The 20,198-nt window shown below is 45.6% G+C and carries 17 protein-coding genes; 3 read left to right on the top strand and 14 right to left on the bottom strand.

Translation table 11 applies throughout. The features are described from left to right. Positions 1-10: 10 nt before the first annotated feature. The 10 genes from ACFOEK_RS15995 to trxA all read right to left on the bottom strand — a co-directional run bounded on the left by ACFOEK_RS15995 (position 11) and on the right by trxA (position 8,682). Positions 11-502 (bottom strand): hypothetical protein, encoded by a 492-nt coding sequence (locus ACFOEK_RS15995; RefSeq protein WP_386722471.1) that lies wholly within the window; start codon positions 500-502, stop codon positions 11-13. Between the two features lie 194 nt (positions 503-696). Then, positions 697-1,065, bottom strand: coding sequence for a curli-like amyloid fiber formation chaperone CsgH (csgH, locus tag ACFOEK_RS15990; RefSeq protein WP_386722470.1), 369 nt, complete (start codon positions 1,063-1,065; stop codon positions 697-699). Between the two features lie 66 nt (positions 1,066-1,131). Beyond that, a complete protein-coding gene (locus ACFOEK_RS15985; RefSeq protein ID WP_386722469.1) occupies positions 1,132-2,235 on the bottom strand; it encodes a hypothetical protein in 1,104 nt (367 codons plus the stop codon). Positions 2,236-2,312: 77 nt separating this feature from the next. After that, complete coding sequence (locus ACFOEK_RS15980; protein WP_386722468.1) at positions 2,313-3,968, bottom strand: hypothetical protein; 1,656 nt, start codon at positions 3,966-3,968, stop codon at positions 2,313-2,315. A gap of 37 nt (positions 3,969-4,005) precedes the next feature. Next, a complete protein-coding gene (locus ACFOEK_RS15975; RefSeq protein WP_386722467.1) occupies positions 4,006-4,563 on the bottom strand; it encodes a hypothetical protein in 558 nt (185 codons plus the stop codon). A gap of 266 nt (positions 4,564-4,829) precedes the next feature. Beyond that, positions 4,830-5,681 (bottom strand): CsgG/HfaB family protein, encoded by an 852-nt coding sequence (locus tag ACFOEK_RS15970; protein WP_386722466.1) that lies wholly within the window; start codon positions 5,679-5,681, stop codon positions 4,830-4,832. Between the two features lie 16 nt (positions 5,682-5,697). Further along, positions 5,698-6,135 (bottom strand): curli assembly protein CsgF, encoded by a 438-nt coding sequence (locus ACFOEK_RS15965; protein WP_386722465.1) that lies wholly within the window; start codon positions 6,133-6,135, stop codon positions 5,698-5,700. A 22-nt stretch (positions 6,136-6,157) separates the two neighbouring features. Beyond that, on the bottom strand, positions 6,158-6,571 hold the full coding sequence (locus tag ACFOEK_RS15960) for a CsgE family curli-type amyloid fiber assembly protein (protein ID WP_386722464.1): 414 nt from the start codon (positions 6,569-6,571) through the stop codon (positions 6,158-6,160). Positions 6,572-6,805: 234 nt separating this feature from the next. Beyond that, complete coding sequence (gene rho, locus ACFOEK_RS15955) at positions 6,806-8,065, bottom strand: transcription termination factor Rho (protein WP_386722463.1); 1,260 nt, start codon at positions 8,063-8,065, stop codon at positions 6,806-6,808. A gap of 290 nt (positions 8,066-8,355) precedes the next feature. Continuing rightward, entirely contained in the window at positions 8,356-8,682 is a 327-nt protein-coding gene (gene trxA, locus ACFOEK_RS15950; RefSeq protein ID WP_386722462.1) for a thioredoxin TrxA, read from the bottom strand. Positions 8,683-8,941: 259 nt separating this feature from the next. Between trxA and ppx the strand changes: the two genes are divergently transcribed. Next, entirely contained in the window at positions 8,942-10,441 is a 1,500-nt protein-coding gene (gene ppx / locus ACFOEK_RS15945; protein ID WP_386722461.1) for an exopolyphosphatase, read from the top strand. Between the two features lie 106 nt (positions 10,442-10,547). Here the strand turns inward: ppx and ppk1 are convergent, their stop codons facing one another. Together ppk1 and hemB are read right to left on the bottom strand one after the other, a co-directional pair. Then, a complete protein-coding gene (gene ppk1, locus ACFOEK_RS15940; protein ID WP_386722460.1) occupies positions 10,548-12,653 on the bottom strand; it encodes a polyphosphate kinase 1 in 2,106 nt (701 codons plus the stop codon). A gap of 66 nt (positions 12,654-12,719) precedes the next feature. Continuing rightward, entirely contained in the window at positions 12,720-13,727 is a 1,008-nt protein-coding gene (gene hemB, locus ACFOEK_RS15935) for a porphobilinogen synthase (RefSeq protein WP_386722459.1), read from the bottom strand. Between the two features lie 244 nt (positions 13,728-13,971). On the opposite strand from hemB, the gene ACFOEK_RS15930 reads away from it, so the two are divergent. Both ACFOEK_RS15930 and elbB read left to right on the top strand, forming a co-directional pair. Beyond that, complete coding sequence (locus ACFOEK_RS15930; protein WP_386722458.1) at positions 13,972-16,110, top strand: FAD-dependent oxidoreductase; 2,139 nt, start codon at positions 13,972-13,974, stop codon at positions 16,108-16,110. An 83-nt stretch (positions 16,111-16,193) separates the two neighbouring features. Then, a complete protein-coding gene (gene elbB / locus ACFOEK_RS15925) occupies positions 16,194-16,859 on the top strand; it encodes an isoprenoid biosynthesis glyoxalase ElbB (protein WP_386722457.1) in 666 nt (221 codons plus the stop codon). A 101-nt stretch (positions 16,860-16,960) separates the two neighbouring features. On the opposite strand, the gene ACFOEK_RS15920 is transcribed toward elbB, so the two are convergent. Continuing rightward, complete coding sequence (locus ACFOEK_RS15920; protein ID WP_386722456.1) at positions 16,961-17,392, bottom strand: hypothetical protein; 432 nt, start codon at positions 17,390-17,392, stop codon at positions 16,961-16,963. Between the two features lie 161 nt (positions 17,393-17,553). After that, positions 17,554-19,488 carry an ATP-binding cassette domain-containing protein gene (locus ACFOEK_RS15915; RefSeq protein ID WP_386722455.1) on the bottom strand — a complete coding sequence of 645 codons (1,935 nt, stop codon included), beginning with the start codon at positions 19,486-19,488 and terminating at the stop codon, positions 17,554-17,556. Positions 19,489-20,198: the final 710 nt, after the last annotated feature.

Here is a 20,198-nt window from a genome sequence, read left to right as displayed (position 1 = left end):
TTTATCTCTGTTAGTTAGTTTGTAATATATAAGTGTCATGAAATGCACCGTATTGCCTTACTGACACATTTAAGTTACTCCCTCTTTGATGTATTTCGGCTCGATTCCATGCGCCTACTTGAAGAATGTATGCCCGATTGTTCTGACCCTCCTGAATGACATTAACCATGTGATGAATGCCGATTTGAATGTTCGTTAACTGGTTATTGGTACCTCGCTGTTGTATGTCTGCAAAATGTTGAATGCCTGTTTGTAAAAGTCTTATCTGATTCAAGTAACCACTTTGAAATACAGATGCATCATTTGAATGGCCAACCTGATAACTGTGTAGGAAATTTTCTGAGCCGTCTTGGTAGACGTCTATCGAATGATTTCCTCCAAATGCGTTATAAGCTCGGTCAAATTCAATTCCTGAATATCTGGGATCAGGAAGCAAATCTTGAGCATGACAACAAATGGCGTTTGCCAAAAAGATAAGTACACCAACCCTTGGCAATTCCATTGTGACTGCCTCGCATTCTCTGCTCGAATACATAAAGTAATTAGTTATGAGTGATCCGAGTGGTAACTAAAGTATATGAGATTGGGCTGAGAAATTAGCTTGAACGGACAGGTGGTAATTAGAAATACTGTTGCAGATATGAGCTATAGAAGAGGTATGATTTTTGATATTACTGAGTTAGTAATAGGAGGGGGTTAAGGGTACTCTAGTGTCTTTTCTGCCATCAGTTTACCTTCTATATCGGTAACTGTGAGCTCCAACTTATATTGGCTGTCAGCTGAAATGTTGAAACGCAACAAGGACAGTTCTGTTGGTTGGTTTGGTTGAGTATCAAATCGTCCTGATTGGCTACTGGTGCTGGTACCTGAAGAGCCGCTTTTCTTTGATGTGAGTTTATAAATAAAGGTTTGTTGACAATCGCATACGGCGGTGGGTTGAACTGTGAGAAGATTGTCTTCTAGTATTTGATTGAACTCTATTTCCATAGCAGTCACCTTGGCGGCAAATACACTAAGAATGAAAAGAAGAGATAAGGTCAGTGACGGTATTTTAACTGTGTTCATTTCTCTTCCCTTATGGAGTCAGGATACTCCTTAGAGGTAGGAGCATCCTGTTTGGTTCCGCACCTATTACATCGAGCCTTGAGTAATGGTCGCTATATTGCCAGAACCGGTTTGCATCACGAAGGCGTTTTGTTGACCATCGGATTGAGTGATGTGAGCAATGTGATCATGACCGGCTTGATTCACATATATGTAATTGTTCTCACCGGATTGATCAATAATCGCATCACTCAGGCTGCCCGCTTCCTGAAACACTTCTGCAAGCAAATTGTCACCCGTCTGATTGGAGATTACCTCTTGATCAGAACCAATGGATTCACCTACAAGTTCGTTTCCGTTACCAATTTGATTGATGGTAAGTAGGTTATTGTCGCCAGATTGAAAGTATTCAAGACTGTTATCGGAACCGTCTTGAATAATACTTGCCTGGCTATTTGTACCTTCTTGAGCAAAGAGCGCTGTATTTAGAGTGCCTTGCTGTGAAAAGGTTGTAACGTTGGTATCACCAACTTGACTGAGGTTCGCTGACTGGAAGTCACCGGTTTGAATGAAGTTCAGTACTTGACCGTTGCCTGTTTGAGAAATGTATGCGGAAAGATCTTGGCCGTACTGGCCGCCGTCAAAGTCACCGACTTTATTCGAGGCATAGACGGCGTTGTCTTCACCTGACTGAGTCAAGTTAAGGTTCAGAGCATCACCGGTCTGACGTAATGCAGCGTAGTTGTTTAGACCGCTTTGATTAACGGATGCAGAGCTGAAGTGAGTCTGTTGGTTTTGATCGATACGCGCATAGTTTTTAGTACCAAACTGGTTAATGCTGGCATCCAAGCTCTCTGGTTGGCTTGTTTGATAAATAAGTGCGCGGTTACGAGAACCTTCTTGATGGGTTGAAGCAAACACATTGTCGCCAGTTTGTTGGTGAACAGTGGAACGGTTGCGATCACCTACTTGTGTTTGTTGCGCTTCACTGTTGATGGTACGGCGTTGCAGTAGATTAGCTCGGTTACGCTCACCTGCTTGATCAATGAATGCACTGGCATCTTGTGTATTCAGCTGCTTTGCAGACAAGTAGTTATTGTCACCCTGTTGAACAGCGGTTACTTGATTATCTGCAAATGCAGTACTTGCCGTGCAAATCGCAATGGCTAAAGACAGAGGTTTTATTGTCATGACTTTTTTCCTTCTACAATCTTGTAGAGACGACAAAGCCGCTCCTAAGAGCGGCTCATGTACAACTCAAAGTCTTCTTATAGTTGACCTTGAACTACAACAGCAGTGTTGCCATTACCTAGTTGAGTCACATCCGTAGTGTTGAATGACTCATACTGAGTAACGGTAGCAGTGTTGAAGTCACCGTTGCTGTATACGTTAGCAGTTAGGTTGTCGCCTTGTTGAAGAACGTCAAGGTCGTTGCCCTGGCCCCAGAAAGATTCAACCATTGCGTAGTTTTCGTTACCAAGCTGAGTGATATCAACGTCAGATGCGTTGCTTGAAGAATCACCGTAAGCGTAGTTGTCGTTACCGGTTTGAGTGATAGTAAGAGTAGTATCTGTACCCCAAGTACCGCCCCATGCTTCGTTGTTGTTGCCAGTCTGAGTGATTTCAGCAATAGCACCGCTGCCATTGTTAACAATAGCGGCTTCGTTCAACTCACCGTTTTGAGTGATAGTAGCCATGTTGTTGTTGCCACCATTTACTTCCGCTGACGCCAGACCTGATACAGATGCAGTTTGATCGATGGTTGCAATGTTGCCATTACCTGTTTGATTAACAGAAGCCATGTTGTTTTCGTTTGCTTGATCGATCGTCGCGTTGTTAAGAGCACCGTCTTGCGCTACATCAGCAATGTTATCTGTACCAATCTGAGTGACTGTTGCTAGGTTGTCAGAACCTAGTTGCTCAACTGTTGTTTCGTTAGAGAAATCAGCTTGAGAAACGGTTGCACTGTTATTAGTGCCGTTCTGGTAAGTATCAGCTAGGTTTGATTCACCTGATTGGTCAATGCTTGCTAGGTTTGATTCACCATCTTGCTCAACATTCGCGTTTTGGTTGCTACCAGCTTGAGTGGTCGTTGCTGTGTTACCAAAACCAGCTTGAAGAATAATAGAAGTAGAGCTCGAAGATGCTAGTTGATTAACTGTAGCGTTGTTGTTGTCACCAATTTGCATAACTTCAGCCGAGTTAGCTAGGTTACCTTGATCTATTAATGCCAAGTTGCCATTACCTTCTTGATCGATGCTTGCGAAAGTGGCTTCTGGCGCATAGCTGAAGCTGCCAGTGTTTTGGTTGATGGTCGCGCTGTTACCATCACCTAGGCTTTGACGGATTTCAGCCGTTGCACCGTCAGAGTTGTTTTGGCTAATAAGAGCGTTATTACCGTTACCTGCTACCTGGTCAATAGATGCGTTTGCGAAGTCAGACCAGTAGTTGTCGATAGTAGCGGTGTTGCCATTACCTTCTTGGTAAATGGTAGAGATTGCTTGATCGCCATCGTTTTGAGAAATGGTAGCAATGTTAGCGTCACCTACTTGGTCAACAGTTGCAAGCGCATCACCGTTATTAACTTCTTGAGTAATGGTAGCTTCGTTACTGTTACCTTCAGAAGTAACAGATGCCAAAGAGCCGGAAGTTTGAGTTGTTTGGGTGATGGTAGAGGTATTGTTGTTGCCGATTTGGAGAGACGTTGCTTCAGCTTCTGAAGTGCTTGCTTGAGCAATTGAAGAGCTGTTCTCGTTACCTTCTTGTGCAATAGATGCAGAATTGTCTTGGCTGTTTACTGATTGATCAACAGACGCGTAGTTGTCATTGCCATCTTGATTGACAGATGCTTGGTTGTTAGTGCCTGCGAATGCAGAGCCTGAAGCAAGAGCAATAGCTAACGCTAATGGAGTTAAGTTTTTCATTTTTGTTTCCTCGGTTATCTCGAAGTAAATTATTGTTTTAGTACTGCTTTACGACAGCGATTTGGTTGTGGCCGTATTGGGTAATCGCTGCCTGATGGCCGGTTCCGTACTGCTCGATCGTTGCCGAGTTCCCATAGCCAAATTGTTGTACAACTGCCAGGTTGTCATAACCTGACTGAATAATATTTGCGTAGTTCAAGGTTCCAGCTTGCATGGTATAGATGCTGTTTTCATAACCTTGCTGGGAAAGCTCAAGTTCATTTTCCAAGCCAAACTGACTGGCTGTTATCTGATTGCCGTAACCGGATTGTTGAGCCAGTAAATTATTGGCTGTACCTCTCTGTACAATATCTAATCGGTTATCTGTGCCGTATTGTTCTGCTTGGATAAGGTTGTTGTAGCCAAACTGGCTGATTTGAGCTTCGTTCAGGTAACCTTCTTGAACTAGATCAATGTGGTTATAGGAAGAATAAAGAGTTGTATAGCGACTCTCTGGAAGGAGGTCTTCCATGGCTGAGGCAATGGAATGCATGCATAGAAATACGAGCATGCATGCCAACAGCATGACACGATTTTTGAGTGACTTACTAAACATCTTCCAACCTAAAAATATTATATTGTTCCATTATTGGAACTTATTGTTTTTTATATGGGGCTAATTATAGGAGGCGATTTATGGGTTTAGGTATCAGAAATAAGTATTAAAAAAGTGGGTGATTTGGGAGATGGCTATTTAAGTGTGTGAGATATGTCTTAATACTTAGGTAGGAATCGAGATAATGAAAAAGCCGTTATAAGAGAATGCATATTGGTTTTTACACGGTTTCTTAAACGGCTTCTTAGATCATCTTTAGATGTGCGTTATAGATCGAGGATTGGGGAGCTTGAGGATAAATACTGTTGAAGAATGGCGTTATTCACATCTTCCGGGTTAGCTAACTGCCAATTATTGTTCTTCAGGCCGTTGGCTATGAGATGAATCAGCGCTGATTCGATGGCTGACATAACACATACTTGAATTGGCTCATTGGTGGTTGTCCCTGTTTCCAATTCCAGCAGCTTCTTAAACTCAATAAAGCGGAAGACACCAGTTGTAATTTCCTGAGAGAAAATTGTTTTCGTGGTCATGATGCTATCCAGGACTTCACCTGAACGAGTGTTGATCATACGTAAGTTAATGGTGACTTGATCTTGACGATACTGCTCAGCCCCTCCAATACCTAGGTAGCGAGCACCTGCTCCCCCCGTCCTGGTGTTGGAGTCGTAACTGACAATCCCGCCTTCTATTACAACCGTGGCAGGCATTAAAGGCGGTAGCTCAAAGTCTTCATTAATATTCTTTTCTGTAGCTCGAATGATTTTGCGTTCGGTTAATAGGTTTTGAAGACCTTCTCGTTCTACTGGAATAAACCAACCCGAATCACGTAACGCGGTTAATAGAAAAGAGGTTGCACCCTGAGTGACGGCAGTAGAAAAACTACTGGCTGGTGCTGGCTTGTATTGGCCTGTTTGATCCCTAAAGTTATAGACAGCAGCAACAATTTTTCCTTTCGGTTTTGGAAGCGCGACCAACTCTTGGTAAGTATTGGAGCGAGGTGTTAAGCCAGCCGTTTGAATGCCTTGTCCTATTAAAGCATCAGTGGTTGAGCAACCTTGAAGAATTAAAAGGCTTAAAAATAAGGTTGCCCATGTCAGTGATATAAAGCGTTTCATTGGTCGTCCTTGATAGCTATGGGTTGGTTGGGTCCAGCCCATCTACTTGAATTTCTGTTTTCTCGCCGGTAACTCTGTCTTCAATCTGAATGCTTAAACTTCCACTGTCATCGATAATGTCAACAATGAAATCGTCAGTGACTAAAGTCCCGGAGTTTCCTTCTCCGACATCGGTTAGTAATTGATTCAGTAGACGAGACTCCAGAGAGTCGGTAAAACGATCAAGTGCTGATCTCTGAGAAAATGATGAACCTCGGGCATCGGGATCATCGTAATCATTTTGAGATTGGGCATTACTCAGCAGGTAAGAGCCATTCAAAGGGTTACCACCAAAATTGGGATTGACGGGTTGATAAACCAACTCTCCTCCATAGCAGAAGGTGGCTCCAACGAATCCCGAACTTAAGAGTAATGCTCTAATTGATGCTCGTATCAGTGAGCGTGGACTGTCCATGTTATTACCCCTGTCTCTGGTTTTATAGTTGTATTTCATCTTCGGCCAAATCAACGGACTTATTAAACATCCGCTCTACTTTGAGTTTTTGTAAACGCTTATTGATTTGGATGGAAGCGCTTTCTGCTAAGCTTTTAATGTCCGTACCGCCGGCCCCGATACGATTGTAGTAGACCTGATTGCCATACGACTCTACCCAAATGATACTTCCCCAACGCGCAGAAGGTCGTTCTCGAATGATCAAGTTTTCTGTGGCGTCTGAAAAATAAGTTCTTCGATGGTCGGCTAAGTATCGGTAAAAATCATGTCCAAAACGACTAACTGTATGGTCAATGGTCAACCCAGTTGATAAATCTTTATCTGGGTTGTCTGCTTGTACCTGTCCCCATACGAAAAGAAAGCTAATGAACAAAATTAGAGGCAGTGGATGTTTCATGTTCAGGCCATTTTTTTCGAGACATACTTACCGTTTTGAATCATATAAGGAACAATAAGTTGTTATTAATGGTACAAAAAGCGATTTCTGGACACGCTTTTTGATGATAGTAGTACTTTAGTTCTACTTTTTGCTTTTTTCTTGGCGTTCAGATGAAAGGTTTAAAGTAAATTCGACGCAAAAAAAAGCCGCTGTAAGGCGGCTTTTTAGGACAGTCATTTAAAGGTCTGTTTATTAACGGCCTTTCATCGACATAAAGAATTCTTCATTGGTCTTGAAGCCTTTAAGCTTATCCAATAAGAACTCACTGGCTGCGATGTCTTCCATCTCATGCAGAAGCTTACGAAGAATCCACATGCGCTGCAGTTCGTCTTCTGTGGTCAGGATGTCTTCACGACGAGTACCTGATTTACGAACATTAATAGCAGGGAAAACGCGCTTTTCAGCAATCTTACGATCAAGGTGGGTTTCCATGTTACCCGTACCTTTAAATTCTTCGAAGATTACTTCGTCCATCTTAGAACCAGTGTCGATCAATGCGGTTGCAAGAATGGTTAAGCTGCCGCCTTCTTCAACGTTACGTGCCGCACCGAAGAAACGCTTAGGACGTTCTAATGCATGAGCATCAACACCACCCGTCAATACCTTACCGGATGAAGGAACGATGGTGTTATAAGCACGAGCTAAACGTGTGATGGAATCAAGCAGAATAACAACGTCTTGTTTGTGTTCAACCAAGCGCTTTGCTTTTTCCAAGACCATCTCAGCTACTTGAACGTGACGTGCCGGTGGTTCATCGAAGGTACTTGCAACCACTTCACCGCGTACGGTGCGTTGCATTTCAGTTACTTCTTCAGGACGCTCATCAATCAGAAGAACAATCAAATGACATTCTGGATTGTTACGAGTGATGGATTGCGCAATGTTCTGAAGCATGACTGTTTTACCCGCTTTTGGCGGAGAAACAATCAAACCACGCTGACCTTTACCGATAGGTGATGTCAGATCAATGATACGAGCAGATAGGTCTTCGGTCGAACCGTTACCAGCTTCTAGTTTTAATCGTTCATCAGGGAATAAAGGTGTGAGGTTTTCGAAGAGAATTTTGTTCTTGGCGCTTTCTGGCTTGTCGTAGTTGATCTTGTCAACCTTAAGCATTGCGAAGTAACGTTCGCCGTCTTTCGGTGGTCGGATCTTGCCAGAAATGGTGTCGCCTTTACGCAAATTAAACCGGCGGATCTGGCTTGGAGAAACGTAAATATCATCCGGGCCAGCTAAGTAAGAACTACCAGAAGATCGAAGGAAGCCGAAGCCATCTTGAAGGATTTCTAATACACCATCGCCATAGATGTCTTCACCGCTCTTAGCATGTCTTTTCAGGATAGTGAAGATAACGTCTTGCTTGCGGGATCTTGCTAGATTGTCGAGACCCATTTCTGCAGCAATTTCTAAGAGCTCAGGCATGCTCTTTTGCTTGAGATCTGTAAGATTCATGAATTTCCTGTGAGTAGTTTACTTAAATATAAAGAGGTTTAATTTGGTAGGTTTCAGATGTTTTTATAGTGAATATGAGACTATTGGACGAGTCTCGGGCCATCCGAAACCCAATATAGAAGGATAATCGGCGCCAGTCCAGAAAAATTTACCAAATTTTGTACAAATTGTAGGTCTTTTAGAGGTAGATGCAAATAAAAGAGAGGTTGTGGGGCTGTATTGAACGATTTATGGGCTTAGTTAACTAAAGCCTAACTCCCTAAAGGAGCTAAGCTTCTTAAACGTATCTCTTAGACTGTGCTGTCGATAAACGCAGTCAGCTGAGACTTAGAAAGCGCGCCTACTTTTGTCGCTTCTACGTTACCGCCTTTGAAAATCATCAGCGTTGGGATACCGCGGATGTTGAACTTAGGTGGCGTTGCTTCGTTTTCATCGATGTTCAATTTGCAGATCTTGATCTGGCCTTCGTAATCGTTCGCGATCTCTTCCAGGATCGGAGCAATCATCTTACAAGGGCCGCACCATGGTGCCCAGTAGTCTACGATTACAGGAAGATCACTCTTAAGAACTTCTTCTTCAAAAGTGTCATCGGTTACGTTCACAATAGTGTCGCTCATGATGTGTATCCTAACTAGTTAATGTAATGATTTAAGAAATTCGTTGCTTAAGTTTCTGCTTGTCTCGATGCCAATTAACCTATTGGAGAAAGCTAAAACTATTAAGTTCCCTGCGTTATCTCAAGGGAATACTCGAACGGGCGGCTGCGAAATAAAACAAAAAGTGGCATGATTAAGCCCGTCAATTAAATTGCTAGATTCTCTGTACTATATGGGCGCAGAGATGAATTACAAGTCTTTTAGTCACGAAAGAGAAGTTATGTCTGTCGATACAAATGCCATTGCGGCCATTGATTTAGGGTCCAACAGCTTTCACCTGGTGGTGGCTCGTGAAGAGCAAGGAGAGATTCGGGTTCAAGAGAAACTCGGTGAAAAAGTTCAGCTGGCAGCAGGAATAGGAAAAGATAAACGACTCAGTGACGAAGCCATAGAACGAGGCTTGGCATGTCTGGCGCGTTTTTCTGAGCGATTGAAAAATGTTCCGAAAGACAGAGTTCGCATTGTTGGCACCAATGCATTACGGGTTGCCAAGAACAGCAGTGATTTTATTCAGCAAGCTCGTGAGATGTTAGGTTCTCCAATCGAGGTGATTGCAGGGCGTGAAGAAGCACGACTGATCTATCTCGGTGTTTCCCATACCTTGTCTGATGATGCCGGAGCTAAATTGGTGGTCGACATCGGCGGCGGCAGTACCGAGTTTATTATTGGTGAGCGGTTTGAACCCATAGAAATGGAAAGCCTGCATATGGGCTGTGTTTCTTATCGCACCCGTTACTTCTCAGATGGCAAGATCAAACGCAAAAACTTTGATCAGGCGGTGTTGGCGGCACGTATGGAGCTGCAAAGTATTCGTGATCACTATTTGGCGACGGGGTGGCAGGATTCGATTGGTTCGTCGGGCACGATTCGCAACATTGAGCGTGTTGTCGTGGCCAGAGGCTGGACTGAAAGCGGCATCACACGTGAGTCGCTGGATAAACTGCGCAGTTTAATTCTTTCCTATCGTCATGTGGATGAATTGGATATTGAAGGTTTGAAGCCTGAGCGTAAAAGCGTCTTTCCTTCCGGTGTGGCGATTTTATTGGGCGTGTTCGATGCTTTGGGAATTGAGCGTATGGAATATTCCGACGGCGCACTTCGCGAAGGTGTTCTTTACGATGTGCTTGGCCGTTTAAGTCATGAAGATGTGCGTGAACGTACTGTCTTGGCGTTAATGAAGCGCTTTCATGTAACTCAAGATCATGCTGCGGTCTGTGAACAAACGGCGGTGAGTTTGTTTGATCAATTGCAAGCCGATTGGGATTTAAACGCTCAGGATCGCGAGTTGTTGAGCTGGGCTGCGTGTCTTCACGAAGTGGGTCGAGTGATTGCTCACAGTCAGTTTCATAAACACGGGGCCTATTTAATTGAGCAATCCGATTTAGCTGGCTTCACGCGAGGCGAGCAAATGGAACTGGCGATTTTAGTACGTTTGCATCGGCGTAAGATTTCTCTGGTGGTGCTCGATAATATTGAACCCGCCAGAGCGATGGAATTAAAGCGTCTGGCCATTATCCTGCGAACGGCCATTACGTTATGTGCGCCTCGATTTATGACTGAAGCGCCAAAAGTAAAAGCGGTGTTGGATAAAGGCGTGATTCGTCTTTCATTCAACGACAGTTGGCCGGAGAATTATCCGTTGGCGCTGGAAATGCTTCGAGAAGAAATGACCTTGTGGCCAAAAGTAGGTTTAGAAGGAAGCTTACTGCTCGAAGAATAAACGACGTTGCTAGTGGGTAAAAAGTTATTAGTGGATTAAAAAAGGTAGCACATTTTAGGCTACCTTTTTTATTGACTATGAATTGCTCAGAATGAGCTTCCGTTGGTTAAGCTCTCAGTGCCAACTTATCCAGCAGGCTCGTTTGTGCTGAGATTTCGTCTTCGTCTTCGGCTGGTTGGTTCTGAAGATAATCTCCATCCGCGGATAACTCCCAACTTTGGCAATTGTCTTTCAGATAAAGATTCAATTCATCGATGACGCGTTTCTTCAGTTTTGACGGTTCGATCGGGAAGCAGGTTTCCACTCGATTGATCAGGTTTCGTTCCATCCAGTCGGCACTGGCACCATACACCTTGGGTGAGCCATCGTTCTCGAAATAGAACACTCGGGTATGTTCAAGGAAACGGCCGATGATCGAACGAACTCGAATATTGTCAGAGACGTCGGGAATACCTGGGCGAAGCGAACACATGCTGCGAATAATAAGGTCAATAGACACGCCTGCCTGAGACGCCTTATACAGGGTACGAATGATCTTAGGTTCTGTTAGCCCATTACACTTGATAATGATTCTGGCGGGTTTTCCAGCTCTAGCGTTGTCAGCTTCCGTGTTGATCATGTCGATCAGGCCTTTATGTAGCGTAAACGGCGCATGCATCAATTTCTTGGTTTTCTGGATTTTGCCCATACCCGTCAACTGTTGAAAGATTCGATGGGCATCGTAGGTGATTTCATCATCCGCAGTTAAATAACCGTAGTCGGTATACAATTTCGCGGTGCCGGAATGGTAGTTGCCTGTGCCTAAATGTGCGTAGCGTTTCAGATGTTGATTTTCACGGCGCAGAACCAACATCATTTTAGCGTGCGTTTTATGGCCAACCACACCATAGGTGACCAAGGCGCCGGCTTCTTGTAATCGACTCGCTAGGTTGATGTTGTCTTCTTCATCGAAGCGCGCTCGTAGTTCAATCACGGCGGTGACTTCTTTGCCGTTTCGGGCGGCTTCACACAGTGCCTTGACTATGTCTGAATCTTCACCGGTGCGGTAGAGTGTTTGTTTGATGGCAATAACGTTGGGATCTTTCGCGGCGGTCATGATGAAATTAATTACAGGCGTGAAAGATTCAAACGGGTGATGTAACAGACGATCGGCTTTTTTGATTTCATCGAAGATGTTGTTTTTGCCGGACTGCTTTAAGGATTTGGAAAGCCCTGGTGTCAGCGGGTCGTACTGTAAGTCCGGACGTTTTACTAAACTCAAGGTTTGCATCAGGCGAGCAAGGTTGACCGGGCCATCAACACGATACAAATCGTCTTCGCTAAGATTGAAGCGTTTTAACAGTTCTTCGACCAGATCGTTTGGACAATTGTTGGCCACCTCCAAACGTACGGCATCGCCATAACGACGCGACAACAATTCACTGCGCAGGGCATTAGCGAGGTCTTCTTCGTTCTCGTCGATCTCAAGGTCGGCATTCCGGGTAAGACGGAATTGGTAGCAGCCATCGATGGTCATGCCTGGGAACAAGTCTCCCGCATGGGCGTGAATGATGGAAGACAAGAACACCAAGTTATCGCCATCGCCTTTGCATATTTCGTCGGGTAAACGAACGACGCGAGGTAATGAACGTGGTGCCGGTAGAATCGCTAGGCCGGTTTCACGACCAAAGGCGTCTTTACCGTCCAGTTCAACGATGAAGTTCAGAGTCTTGTTTACCAAACGAGGGAAAGGATGCGATGGATCGAGCCCAATCGGGCTCATCACCGGCATCACGCTTTCGTTGAAGAAGTCGTTAATCCAGGCTTCTTGTTCCTCAGTCCATTCTTCTCGACGTAGAAAACGTATGCCTTCCTGACGCATTTCTGGAAGAATAATATCGTTGAGAATTTGATATTGTCGTTCTACCAGCGGGTGGTATTGATCGCTGATTTCTTCCAGAGTTTGTTCTGGCGACAGACCATCGGCAAGGATTTTCGCTTGGCCAAATTCAATTTGGCGTTTCAATTCAGCGACACGAATTTCAAAGAATTCGTCCGTATTAGAACTGAAAATGCACAAAAACAGCAGTCGTTGCAGCAAGGGATGACGCTCATCCATCGCTTGTGCTAAGACGCGCTCATTGAATTTGATCAGGCTTAGCTCCCGGTTGATGTAAAGTTCGGGATGATCCAAGTTGGTGGCCATACTTTCTTCTGTCGCCTGGGTTGTCATAACGTTTTTGTCCTTCAATCGATGACAGTGTTGCCGGTAGTCATGAGAACACTGATCACTACCGTGTTACTGATTTAGCTTTTTGGCGGCTTCTACGGCGAAGTACGTCAAAATGCCATCGGCACCTGCGCGTTTGAATGAGATCAGAGATTCCATCATCACATCGTCGAGATTCAGCCAGCCATTCTGAGCGGCGGCTACGTGCATGGCGTATTCGCCGCTGACTTGATACACAAAGGTCGGCGCCTGGAATTCGTCTTTCACGCGACGAACAATATCCAGATACGGCATGCCTGGCTTCACCATCACCATATCCGCACCTTCTTCCAAATCGGTGGCGATTTCATGAAGTGCTTCGTCGCTGTTGGCCGGATCCATCTGATAGCTGTACTTGTTAGCGCCCGCCAGATTGCTGGCTGAACCGACGGCGTCCCGGAATGGACCGTAATAAGCCGATGCGTATTTGGCGGAATAGGCCATAATACGCGTGTTAATCAAACTTTCACTTTCCAGGGCGAGGCGGATTTCACCAATACGACCGTCCATCATGTCGGATGGCGCAACAATATCCGCGCCTGCTTCGGCATGAGAAAGCGCTTGTTTGGTGAGAATGTCGACGGTGATGTCGTTTAACACATAGCCGTTTTGATCGATGATGCCGTCTTGGCCGTGAGTGGTGAACGGGTCGAGCGCGACATCGGTCATCACGCCCAGTTCCGGGCAGGCGTTTTTCAGTGCTTTTACGGCGCGTTGCGCCAAGCCATCAGGGTTGTAGGCTTCTTCGGCCATTTCTGATTTTGCGTCTTGTGGTGTTACCGGAAAGATCGCAACGGCCGGAATACCGAGAGAAGACCAGACTTTGGCTTCTTTCACTAAGAGGTCAATGGAAAGGCGTTCAACGCCGGGCATCGATTGAACTTCTTCTCGTTGATTGGTGCCTTCCAGAACAAATACTGGGTAAATTAAATCGTTGGTGCTCAGAACGGATTCACGCATTAAACGACGTGAGAAATCGTCTTTTCTCATGCGACGCATTCTGATTAACGGGAAACGGCGGGTATCAAATGTAGGCATGTCTCACTCCATGTAATGTGACGTTAGCGCCACCTTGTGCACAGCTGTTTTTTCCAGTCAGATCATAACGATGGATACATAGTTGGTCGTATCTGGATAAAAAACAAGCACGAAGGGTTAGGATAATAAGATTCTGTTTAACTATTATGAAACTTTATCATGAATGTGCCTTGCGTTACCTCAACAGAACTTAAAAGTCATTGTTCGGTCAGAAAAAACATAAAAATCAAAGTAGGAACGTCTTATGAGTAAACGTCTTCCGATATTAGGGCTCTTAGTATTAGCGGGATTAGGGTTTTGGTATTTCGATCTGGGTCAATATTTGACACTGGAGTACTTTTCGGAGCAGCGGCTTCAGTGGTCGCAAGCGATTGAACAGAACCCTTGGTCGAGCACGGCTATCTTCTTTGCCATCTATGTGGCGGTAACTGGCTTATCGCTTCCAGGCGCGGCAGTAATGACGCTGGTGGCCGGTGCCTTGTTTGGCTTGGTGTGGGGGACGATTCTGGTGTCCTTTGCCAGTACTTTGGGGGCGACGTTAGCGTTTGCGGTATCACGTTTTATTTTACGGGATTCAGTTCAGGCAAAGTTTGGTGAGCAGTTAAAAAGCATCAACGAAGGCATTAATAAAGACGGAGCCTTCTATCTCTTTACCTTACGACTGATACCTGTATTCCCTTTCTTCTTAATCAATCTGTTAATGGGGCTGACGCCCATTCGAACGCTGACGTTTTTCCTAGTCAGTCAATTAGGGATGTTGCCAGGTACCATAGTGTATGTATTGGCTGGGACTCAGATTTCGCAGGTCAGCGAGTTCAGCCCTTCGGCCATTCTGACCCCAGGGTTGATTGGTTCCTTTGTGTTGCTAGGTATTTTCCCATGGTTGGCTAAAGGTTTGGTTGGATTTATCAAGCGTCAGCAAGTGTATCGTGGTTGGGCTAAGCCTAAGAGCTTCGATTACAACTTGTTGGTGATCGGAGCTGGCGCTGCCGGCCTAGTAACGTCTTACATCGGAGCGGCGGTAAAAGCCCGAGTCGGCTTGATTGAGCGTCATAAGATGGGCGGCGATTGTTTAAATACCGGCTGTGTCCCCAGTAAAGCGTTGTTGCGCAGTGCCAAGATTAATCATTACATTCAGCAAGCAGGTCAATATGGGTTAAAGCATGGCTCTGTTGAAGTGGACTTTCCCGCCGTGATGGCGAGAGTGCACGAGATCATTCGAACCATTGAGCCGCACGATTCCGTCGAACGCTACACGGATCTGGGCGTGGAATGTCTGCAAGGTCAAGCCAAGCTGACGTCGCCTTATGAAGTGGAGCTTAACGGAAAACCCCTGACGGCGAAGAACATTGTGATTGCTTCCGGGGCTCGGCCGTTTGTGCCGCCCATTCCTGGCTTGGATGAGGTGAACTGGTATTCGTCGGATACTATTTGGATGCTGGAAGAAAAACCATCGCGTTTACTGGTGTTGGGTGGCGGTCCGATTGGCTGTGAATTGACTCAGGCATTTCGTCGGCTTGGTTGTCAGGTTGCACAGGTGGATATGTCGGAGCGGCTGATGCCAAGAGAAGATCCGGATGTGTCTGAGGTGATTCATCAACGCTGGCAGGAAGAAGGCATTGAGCTGTTCCTGGGCCACAAAGCGGTGCGCTTTGAAAAGCAGGGTGATCGACAAGCCTTAGTGGTTGAAAAGCAAGGTGAACAGCAAAGGATTGAGTTTGATGCGGTTCTGTTAGCGGTGGGGCGTAAAGCCAATACCGATGGCCTTGGGCTGGAAACCTTGGGGATAGACACGACTGACCGAGGTACGGTTGAAGTCAATGAATTCCTTCAGACTAAGTACCCGAATATTTTGGCGTGTGGTGATGTCGCCGGCCCGTATCAGTTTACCCACACGGCAGCGCATCAAGCTTGGTATGCTTCGGTGAACGCGTTGTTTGGGCGTCTTAAAAAGTTCAAAGTAGATTATCGAGTGATTCCTTGGGCCACCTTTACCGACCCTGAAGTCGCTAGGGTGGGACTCAGCGAACAAGAAGCGGACAAGCAAGGCATTGCTTATGAAGTGACGAAATACGGCATTGATGATCTCGATCGTGCCATTGCCGACTCCGAAGCGCATGGCTTTGTGAAAGTACTGACGGTTCCGGGCAAAGATAAAATCCTAGGTGTGACAATCGTCGGTTATCATGCCGGTGAGCTGATTGCCGAGTACGTGACGGCGATGAAGTATGGGCTGGGCTTAAATAAAATCCTCGGCACCATTCATATTTATCCAACCTTAAGCGAAGCCAATAAATACGCAGCCGGCGAATGGAAGCGAGCCCATGTCTCGGAAAGCGTGCTGACTTGGCTCGAACGTTTCCATCGTTGGATGCGAAGCTAAAGATGCAAATAGCAACAGGGCTGTTAAGCTAAAGGTGTTTGGGACGTATAACGTCTAAGTCGAATCATTGAAGGGAAAGTAAAATGGCAAAGAAAATCGCCGTGTTGTTGTCGGGTTGTGGTGTCTACGATGGCTCTGAAATTTATGAAACCGTATTAACGCTGTTGCGTTTGGATCAATCGGGGGCGGAATATCAGTGCATCGCGCCGAACGATGCGATGATGCATGTGATCAATCACATGACTGGCGAAGAAATGTCAGAGTCGCGCAATATCCTGGTCGAAGCAGCTCGTTTGGCACGTGGTAACATCATTGATTTGGCCGAGGCCAAGCAAGAAGATTTCGATGGTTTAATCTTACCGGGCGGCTTTGGCGCTGCGAAGAACCTGTGTGATTTTGCAGTAAAAGGTGCGGATATGTCGATCCGTCAGGACGTCATCGAGTTTGTCCGCAGTTTCCATGAAGCGCTGAAGCCCGTTGGGTTGATGTGCATCGCGCCAGTAATGGTGCCTCAGCTCTTTGGTGAAAAGTCGGTATGTACCATTGGTACTGATCCGAGCGTGGCGGAAGCGATTACGGCCATGGGGGGCGAACATCAGGACCGAGCGGTAGATGATATCTGTGTTGATCCAGTCAATAAGTTAGTGACAACACCGGCCTATATGTTGGCGGGTGGTATTTTTGAAGCGTCCAAAGGTATCTTTGCGCTGGTGGATGAAGTCTTATCTATGATTAAGAAATATAACTAAGGGTATAGCGTTTAATCAGTTCAGAGCTATATTCAATGAAGGTGATGGTTATTTAACTGTCACCTTTTTTGTATCCGCTGTTTGGGGGCTTAAGAAGAGAATTAATCCAATGGCACTTCAATGACCAGAGCTTTTCTGTCCAGCGGGTCTCCGGTAAACGGACGCAATGATTTCTGACGCTCATCGTCCATAAGTGCCGAATCTTTTGAGTCATCTAATTGTTGAATGGAAATAGAGATGCTTGGATCGGAGTTGTTTTTTGGGCCAAAGAAGTTGGGTAAGGTGGTTTCGTAAAGTGTCGTGACGGCATTGGGGAGCATAGAGGAAGATCTATAAGGTGCGTTGATGTGATCATCATCAATCATGTACTGCTGGCTTTCTGCGGCGGCGGGAAGACTGATCAGGCATTGCACGGCTATCAGGGCACACAGTAATGCAGTATTTATGATCCACAGTACTGGCTGTGAAGGAAAGTTTGCTAACGTTTCCTGATCCCCTGAAGGGGTATTACCAAATTTGCGTAAAGCGTTCATTTCTGCACTCTTCCTATCGTTTGATCAAAGTCTATAAGGCATAAGCTTCACTTCCATGAAGATAGTGTTAACAAGCTTTATGCCAGAATCGTCAAACGCTTCTTGTTATTATTGTGAGGTGTGCGAGTTATCGGGTCGTGTGTAATCTCGTGGTATGTGACCTATAACTCTCCTGTCTCAGATCCGCGCAAGTCCAACTCTTGCTGTTCCAGCGTTTCCTGAAGCTCCAGCCAATTCATTTCTAACTCTTCGGCCTGTTGTTTCAATGACGCTTGTGTCTGAAGAACCTCTGTAAGCTTAGTCTTACATGATTCATTGTAAAGTTCTGTGTTATTCAGTTGATCATTTATTGAACTGAGACGCAGGTCAACTTTTTCCATTTCTTGCTCTAGTTTGGCAATTTTTTTCTTGATTGGTTGCAAGATCGTTCGAATTTCTGCCTCGCGTTTACGTTGAGCCTTTCTATCCACCGCCGGTTTAGCGTCGGCAGTTGCAGAAGAGACGTCATTGGACGATGCGCTGTTTTCGGATTTCTTGAGATTCTTTAGCCACACATGGTAATCATCGAGATCGCCGCTAAAGGGCTCGACCTGGTGGTCATGAACCAACCAGAACTCATCGACGGTATTTTTAAGCAAGTGACGATCGTGCGAAACAATAATAATGGCGCCTTCAAACTCTTGCAGAGCAACGGTCAGGGCAAACCGGGATTCCATATCCAGATGGTTGGTCGGTTCGTCCATGATTAATAAATTTGGTTTTTGCCAGGCGATTAACGCAAGCGCTAAACGGGCTTTTTCACCGCCCGAAAATAGCTTTACTTGCTCCGCTGCTCGATCGCCGTTAAACCCGAAGCGTCCGAGGAAATCGCGAATGCTCTGCTCGCTGGCAGTTGGAGACATACGTTGCACATGCACTTGCGGCGTGCTCGATAGATCAAGTGCTTCCAATTGATGTTGTGCAAAATAGCCGATGTGCAAATGCATGCCTTGATTCGCTTTGCCGGACAATAATGGGAGGTCGCCAACTAGGGTTTTAATGAAGGTGGATTTACCTGCACCGTTGGCCCCGAGTAAGCCGATTCTCATGTCCGGTAACAGGGTGCAGGAGGTTTCCAGCAGCGGTTGTTCGTAACCAATGGCTGCCTCTTCCAACGACAACAGTGGTGAAGAGGTTTTGTCTGATTTAGGAAATTGGAAGCTGAACTGGGTATCCACATGCGCGGGCGCAATCAGTGACATTCGTTCCAATGCTTTCACCCGGCTTTGTGCTTGTTTGGCTTTGGTGGCTTTGGCTTTAAAACGTCGGATGAAGGATTCCATGTGCGCAATTTCGCGCTGTTGTTTCTCAAACGACGCTTGCTGTTGCGCCAGTTTTTCGGCTCGCGCTTGTTCGAAATTACTGTAGTTGCCTTTGTAGCTCTGAATTTGTTGCTGTTCCACATGAGCAATGTGAGTAACTAAGCTGTCGAGAAAATCACGGTCATGCGAAATCAGAATGAGTGTGCCCGGATAATTCTTTAGCCACTGCTCTAGCCAAAATACCGCGTCGAGATCCAAGTGGTTGGTCGGTTCATCGAGAAGTAATAAGTCGGATGGGCACATCAAGGCTTGTGCAAGATTGAGACGTAAACGCCATCCCCCCGAAAAACTACTTACTGGGTTGTTCATTTCTTCCTGTTTAAAGCCGAGACCCGCCAGCAGTTGTTCTGCACGGCTTTTCGCGGTATAGCCGTCGGCTTGATCATACTGTTCATGCGCGTGAGCCAGTTGCTCTGGCTGATGATGCGTTTCGGCGTCTTGAATCGCTTGTTCAGCCTGGCGAAACGTTTGATCGCCATCCAACACATAATCCACGGCAGGGCGATCAGAGTTGGACACTTCCTGTGCCATATGAGCAATGCGCCATTGAGATGGGATGCTGAAATTGCCCTGATCGGGATGTAATTCACCAAGAATCAGTTTGAATAAGCTCGACTTACCTGCACCGTTGGCGCCTACCAATCCGACTTTTTGGCCAGGATTAATGATGAGGTTGGTGTCTTCAAAGAGAACTTTAATGCCGCGTTGCAGCGCAATATTGGATAGCTGAATCATGATGCAATAACGTTGTTGACTGTGGAGGAAGAAAGATCGTGCACAGTAACAGGAGTTTTCATGTTTAGAAAGACGTAAGACGCGTTATGAAGTGTTGAGATAGTTTAGAAAAGAAGGTGGAGGGCCCGAAGGCCCGCAATAGTGTTTTTTGCTCGCTTTTTATTTTTATTGTTGAGCGTCAATTAGAGCTTCTGTTTTTATTTTTATTGGTGAAGCTTAATTGTGTCGTTTTTTGTTGTTCTTGCTATTATGTATGCGGGTTTCTATGCCAAGTTATAAAATATCAATAAAAACAGTGCCTTATGTTGTTTATGCTGACTTGTAGCACAGATTGGGTAACAGTCATTGTTACCTGTGTTCCATAAATTGGAAAGATTGTTGTGTTATGCGGTAACGCTTTAGGTAACAGAACAAAAATAACAGCATGCTCGGTAACGGGTAACGGGTAACGGGTAACGGGTAACGGGTAACGGGTAACGGGTAACGGGTAACGGGTAACGGGTAACGGGTAACGGGTAACGGGTAACGGGTAACGGGTAACGGGTAACGGGTCGAAGGAATGCATATATGAAGAGAGGGAAAACTTTCTCTCCTGTGAGTCAGAACCCTGACTCACAGGAGCAAACCGCTTTTGCTTGCTTGGTCGTTATTATTGTTATTGGTGACCAAACTGATCGGGTTAGCCTTATTGTTTTTATTCTTGTTCTTAT

Source organism: Litoribrevibacter euphylliae, assembly GCF_042646085.1.
In the GTDB taxonomy this organism is placed as follows: Bacteria; Pseudomonadota; Gammaproteobacteria; order Pseudomonadales; family Litoribrevibacteraceae; genus Litoribrevibacter; species Litoribrevibacter euphylliae.
Note: the sequence above shows the minus strand (reverse complement) of the source record. Positions and strands in the feature narration are given on the sequence as shown.